Annotated in this window: 5 protein-coding genes; all 5 read left to right on the top strand. The window is 68.6% G+C overall.

Going from position 1 to position 5,803, the window contains the following annotated elements; genetic code table 11:
• Positions 1–418: trehalose-phosphatase (locus EIO58_RS11490; protein ID WP_274543212.1), on the top strand; the 418-nt coding region annotated here is incomplete at its 5' end.
• Positions 419–466: 48 nt separating this feature from the next.
• Positions 467–2,173 carry a dihydroxy-acid dehydratase gene (gene ilvD / locus EIO58_RS11485; RefSeq protein WP_127819658.1) on the top strand — a complete coding sequence of 569 codons (1,707 nt, stop codon included), beginning with the start codon at positions 467–469 and terminating at the stop codon, positions 2,171–2,173.
• Positions 2,174–2,218: 45 nt separating this feature from the next.
• Positions 2,219–4,021, top strand: coding sequence for an acetolactate synthase large subunit (locus EIO58_RS11480; RefSeq protein ID WP_127819657.1), 1,803 nt, complete (start codon positions 2,219–2,221; stop codon positions 4,019–4,021).
• 17 nt (positions 4,022–4,038) lie between these two features.
• Positions 4,039–4,548 carry an acetolactate synthase small subunit gene (gene ilvN, locus EIO58_RS11475; RefSeq protein WP_127819656.1) on the top strand — a complete coding sequence of 170 codons (510 nt, stop codon included), beginning with the start codon at positions 4,039–4,041 and terminating at the stop codon, positions 4,546–4,548.
• 49 nt (positions 4,549–4,597) lie between these two features.
• Entirely contained in the window at positions 4,598–5,623 is a 1,026-nt protein-coding gene (gene ilvC / locus EIO58_RS11470) for a ketol-acid reductoisomerase (RefSeq protein WP_127819655.1), read from the top strand.
• The last annotated feature ends 180 nt before the right edge of the window (positions 5,624–5,803 follow it).

Genomic DNA, 5,803 nt, shown 5'->3' with positions numbered 1-5,803 from the left:
GGTCGCACACCTGCGCGGCGTGTGGATCGAGCCGAAGACTTTCGGGTTCGCGGTGCATACCCGCCTCGCCGATGACGCAGCGACGGACGAGGCCCACCGGCTCGTGGACGAGATCATCGCAGCCGCGGCGCCGCACTGGCGGCGCCGCACGGGTCACAACATCGTCGAGTTCGCGTTCCGGCACGAGGGCAAGGACTCCGCGATCGCCGAGCTGCGCGATCGCGTCGGTGCGACCGCCGTCCTCTTCGCCGGGGACGACGTCACCGACGAAGACGCGATGCGGAGTCTCGGCGACGCCGACCTCGGCGTGAGGGTCGGCGACGGGGCCACCGCTGCCGCCGTGCGGGTGCCCGACATCGTCGCGCTCGCCGAGCTGCTTTCGCTGCTCGCGGCCGAGCGGACCCGCGCCCGGGCGTGACCGTCACGCGGGCCGAGAGGACCATCGGTCGGGAATAGACTCTGTGCCATGCCCCAGCCCGAGAACTCCATAGACATCAAGCCTCGCAGCCGGGTCGTCACGGACGGCATCGAAGCGACCACATCACGCGGCATGCTCCGCGCGGTCGGCATGGGCGACGAGGACTGGGACAAGCCCCAGATCGGCATCGCGTCCAGCTGGAACGAGATCACCCCGTGCAATCTGAGCCTGGACCGGCTCGCGCAGGGCGCCAAGGAGGGCGTGCACGCCGGCGGCGGCTATCCGCTGCAGTTCGGCACGATCTCGGTCTCGGACGGCATCTCGATGGGCCACGAGGGCATGCACTTCTCGCTCGTCTCGCGGGAGGTCATCGCCGACTCCGTCGAAACCGTCGTCATGGCCGAGCGACTCGACGGCACGGTGCTCCTCGCGGGCTGCGACAAGTCGATCCCCGGGATGCTCATGGCATCCGCACGCCTCGACCTGTCGAGCGTCTTCCTCTACGCCGGATCGATCGCGCCGGGCTGGGTCAAGCTCAGCGACGGCACCGAGAAGGACGTCACGATCATCGACTCGTTCGAGGCCGTGGGGGCATGCCTGGCCGGCAAGATGAGCGAGGCGGACCTCAAGCGCATCGAGTGCGCGATCGCGCCGGGCGAGGGCGCCTGCGGCGGCATGTACACCGCCAACACCATGGCGTCGGTCGCCGAGGCACTCGGCCTCAGCCTCCCGGGATCGGCGGCGCCGCCGTCGGCCGACCGCCGCCGCGACTATTTCGCGCACCGTTCCGGCGAAGCCGTCGTCAACCTGCTGCGTCTCGGCATCACGACGCGCGACATCCTGACGAAGGAGGCGTTCGAGAACGCGATCGCCCTCGCGATGGCGCTCGGCGGCTCGACCAACGTCGTGCTGCACCTTCTCGCCATCGCCCGCGAGGCCGACATCGAGCTGAGCCTGCACGACTTCAACCGCATCGGCGACAGGGTGCCGCACGTGGCCGACATGAAGCCGTTCGGCAAGTACGTCATGAACGACGTCGACCGTCACGGCGGCATCCCGGTCATCATGAAGGCGATGCTCGACGAAGGCCTGCTCCACGGCGACGCGCTGACGGTGACCGGCAAGACGCTGGCCGAGAACCTCGCCGACCTCGATCCCGACCCCGTCGACGGCGACGTCATCCACCGCTTCGACGACCCGATCCACGCCACCGGCGGGATCACGGTCCTGCACGGCTCGCTCGCGCCCGAGGGTGCGGTCGTGAAGACCGCCGGCTTCGACGCCGCGGTGTTCGAAGGCCCCGCCCGCGTGTTCGAGCGCGAGCGTGCCGCGATGGACGCGCTCGAGGCGGGCGCCATCGACCCGGGCGATGTCATCGTGATCCGCTACGAAGGCCCCAAGGGCGGACCGGGCATGCGCGAGATGCTCGCCATCACCGCCGCCATCAAGGGCGCGGGCCTCGGAAAAGATGTACTACTCTTGACGGACGGACGATTCTCAGGCGGCACAACCGGCCTGTGCATCGGCCACATAGCACCCGAAGCGGTGGACGCAGGTCCCATCGCCTTCGTGCGCGATGGTGATCTGATACGGGTCGATATCGCGGCTCGCACTCTCGACCTACTCGTCGACGAGGCAGAGCTGAGCTCCCGCCGCTCTGGCTGGGAGCCACTTCCTCCGCGCTATACCCGTGGCGTCCTTGCCAAGTACTCCCGACTCGTGCGCTCCGCTGCCGAAGGCGCGACGACCGGCTGAACTCGGCTTCCCGACATCCCTTCGACCGATTTCGAGGATCTCACCATGCCCGCCGAAACCGCTGCCGCCGTTCCACGGCCACCCGCTCGCACCGCCGCCGTGCCCGTGCTCACGGGCGCAGAAGCGGTCGTCCGCTCGCTCGAGCTGCTCGGCGTCACCGACGTCTTCGGGCTGCCGGGCGGCGCCATCCTCCCGGTCTACGACCCGCTCATGGACGCGAGCGATCTGCGACACATCCTCGTGCGGCACGAGCAGGGCGCCGGTCACGCAGCCGAGGGCTATGCCGCGTCATCCAACAAGGTCGGCGTCGCGATCGCGACCTCGGGCCCTGGAGCGACGAATCTCGTGACCGCGATCGCCGACGCCTACATGGACTCGGTGCCGATCGTGTGCATCACCGGCCAGGTGTTCTCGACCCTGATGGGGACCGATGCCTTCCAGGAGGCCGACATCGTGGGCATCACGATGCCGATCACCAAGCATTCGTTCCTCGTGAAGGACGCTTCCGAGATCCCTGGGGCGATCGCCGCGGCATTCGAGATCGCCTCCACGGGCCGCCCCGGCCCCGTGCTCGTCGACATCACCAAGGACGCGCAGCAGGCCGAGGCGCCCTTCGTGTGGCCTCCCAGGATCGACCTGCCCGGGTACCGCCCCGTCACGAAGGCGCACGGCAAGCAGATCCAGGCGGCGGCGCAGCTGATCGCCGCGGCGAGGAAGCCGGTGCTGTACGTCGGAGGCGGCGTCGTGCGGGCCCAGGCGTCCGACGAGCTGCGCACGCTCGCCGAGACGACCGGCGCGCCCGTCGTGACGACGCTCATGGCACGCGGCGCCTTCCCCGACTCGCACCAGCAGCACCTCGGCATGCCCGGCATGCACGGCACCGTGCCCGCCGTTCTCGCGCTGCAGGAGGCGGATCTCATCGTCGCCCTCGGTGCGAGGTTCGACGACCGCGTGACGGGCAAGGCGGCGCTGTTCGCGCCGAATGCGCAGGTCGTGCACGTCGACATCGACCCGGCCGAGATCTCGAAGATCCGCGCCGCCGACGTGCCGATCGTAGGGGACCTCAAGGAGGTTCTCGTCGACCTCGACGTCGCCTATCGCGCCGTCAGCGGTGCGGCGGAGCCCGACATCACCGAGTGGTGGTCGTTCCTGGATGGTCTGCGCGACGAGTTCCCGCTCGGCTACTCGCAGCCCACCGACGGCCTGATGTCGCCGCAGTACGTGATCCAGCGCATCGGCGAGCTGACCGGACCCGAGGGCGTGTTCGCCGCGGGCGTCGGCCAGCACCAGATGTGGGCCGCGCAGTTCATCAAGTACGAGCGTCCGAACTCATGGCTGAACTCGGGCGGCGCGGGCACCATGGGCTACGCGGTGCCGGCCGCCATGGGCGCGAAGGTCGCCGAGCCCGAGCGGCACGTGTGGGCGATCGACGGCGACGGCTGCTTCCAGATGACCAATCAGGAGCTCGCGACCTGCGCGATCAACGACATCCCGATCAAGGTCGCGATCATCAACAACTCGTCGCTGGGCATGGTGCGCCAGTGGCAGACGCTGTTCTACGACGGCCGCTACTCCAACACCGACCTCAACACCGGTCACGACACCGTCCGCATCCCCGACTTCGTCAAGCTCGCCGAGGCGTACGGCTGTCTCGCGATCCGTGTCGAGAGGGAGGAGGACGTGGATGCCGCGATCAAGACCGCGCTCGAGACCAACGATCGTCCCGTCGTCATCGACTTCGTCGTGAGCGCCGACGCGATGGTGTGGCCGATGGTCCCGCAGGGCGTCAGCAACAGCTACGTCCAGTACGCGCGCGACCACGCGCCGGCGTTCGAGCAAGAAGACTGAGCGGGGAGGAAGAGAACATGTCGAGCCACGTGCTGAGCCTTCTCGTCGAGAACAAGCCCGGTCTGCTCACCCGCGTCGCGGGTCTTTTCGCCCGTCGCGGATTCAACATCGAGTCGCTCGCGGTGGGCGTCACCGAGGTGCCGGGGTTGTCGCGCATCACGGTCGTCGTCGATGTGGAGGGGCTTCCGCTGGAGCAGGTGACCAAGCAACTGAACAAGCTGGTCAACGTCATCAAGATCGTCGAGCTCGACCCCGCGGCATCGGTGCAGCGAGAGCACATGCTGATCAAGGTGCGCGCCGACAACCAGACGCGCTCGAACGTGCTGGAGGTCGTGAACCTGTTCCGTGCGCAGATCGTCGACTACGCCCCCGACGCGGTCGTGGTCGAGGTCACCGGCGACAAGGGCAAGATCGACGCGTTCCTGCGCGCCCTCGAGCCGTTCGGCGTCAAGGAGCTCGCGCAGTCGGGCCTGCTCGCGATCGGCCGCGGCGGCAAGAGCATCACCGAGCGGGTGCTGCGCGGCTGAGTCGCGGCATCCGTCCTTCCGAACCACAACATCAAGGAGAAACACGAAGATGGCTGAGATCTTCTACGACGCCGATGCCGACCTGAGCATCATCCAGGACCGAAAGGTCGCGATCGTCGGCTACGGCTCGCAGGGCCACGCACACGCCCAGAACCTGCGGGACTCGGGCGTCGAGGTCGTCATCGCGCTCAAGGACGGCTCCAAGTCGGCCGAGAAGGCGCAGGACGAGGGCTTCGAGGTCAAGTCGGTCGCCGACGCCGCCGAGTGGGCGGACCTCATCATGATCCTCGCGCCCGATCAGCACCAGCGGTCGATCTTCAGCGAGAGCATCAAGGACAAGCTCGCGCCGGGGAAGACCCTCGCGTTCGCGCACGGCTTCAACATCCGCTTCGGCTACATCCAGGCACCCGAGGGCGTCGACGTGATCCTCGTCGCCCCCAAGGCTCCCGGTCACACCGTGCGTCGCGAGTACGTCGCGGGTCGCGGCATCCCCGACATCATCGCGGTGGAGCAGGATGCCTCCGGCACGGCGTGGCAGACCGCGCTCTCGTACGCGAAGGCCATCGGCGGCACGCGTGCGGGCGTCATCAAGACGACGTTCACCGAAGAGACCGAGACCGACCTGTTCGGCGAGCAGACCGTGCTGTGCGGCGGCGTGTCGCAGCTGGTGCAGTACGGCTTCGAGACGCTGACCGAGGCGGGCTACCAGCCGCAGATCGCATACTTCGAGGTGCTGCACGAGCTCAAGCTCATCGTCGACCTGATGTGGGAGGGCGGCATCGCCAAGCAGCGCTGGTCGGTCTCCGACACCGCCGAGTACGGCGACTACGTCTCGGGCCCGCGCGTCATCGACCCGCACGTCAAGGAGAACATGCAGGCCGTGCTCGCCGACATCCAGTCCGGCGCGTTCGCGAAGCGCTTCATCGACGACCAGGACAACGGCGGGAAGGAGTTCCTCGAGCTGCGCGAGAAGGCCGCCCAGCACCCCATCGAGGCCGTCGGCAAGGATCTCCGCGCGCTGTTCGCATGGAAGCAGCAGGACGAGGACTACGTGGAGGGCTCGGCCGCGCGCTGACGCTGCCACACTGAACCCGCGCGCAACCGCGCGAGGCGTGTCGAGCCCGGTCCCCACGAGGGGCCGGGCTTGCGTCGTTGGTGCCAGTGGGGTCGGCCCGTCGCCGGGTCGGCGGTCTCACGCGGTACGGACCGGCGACGCGGTCGCGGCGAGCTCCGCGAGCCGCTGCCGCGCGGCGCC

Origin of the sequence: Microbacterium sp. CPCC 204701 (genome assembly GCF_004010105.1) — a bacterium.
Taxonomy (GTDB): Bacteria; Actinomycetota; Actinomycetes; order Actinomycetales; family Microbacteriaceae; genus Microbacterium.
Note: the sequence above shows the minus strand (reverse complement) of the source record. Positions and strands in the feature narration are given on the sequence as shown.

Excerpts from the sequence above, each read along its gene's own strand:
- ilvD (WP_127819658.1), top strand. The coding sequence starts at position 467 with ATGCCCCAGCCCGAGAACTCCATAGACATCAAGCCTCGCAGCCGGGTC.
- EIO58_RS11480 (WP_127819657.1), top strand. The coding sequence starts at position 2,219 with ATGCCCGCCGAAACCGCTGCCGCCGTTCCACGGCCACCCGCTCGCACC.
- ilvN (WP_127819656.1), top strand. The coding sequence starts at position 4,039 with ATGTCGAGCCACGTGCTGAGCCTTCTCGTCGAGAACAAGCCCGGTCTG.
- ilvC (WP_127819655.1), top strand. The coding sequence starts at position 4,598 with ATGGCTGAGATCTTCTACGACGCCGATGCCGACCTGAGCATCATCCAG.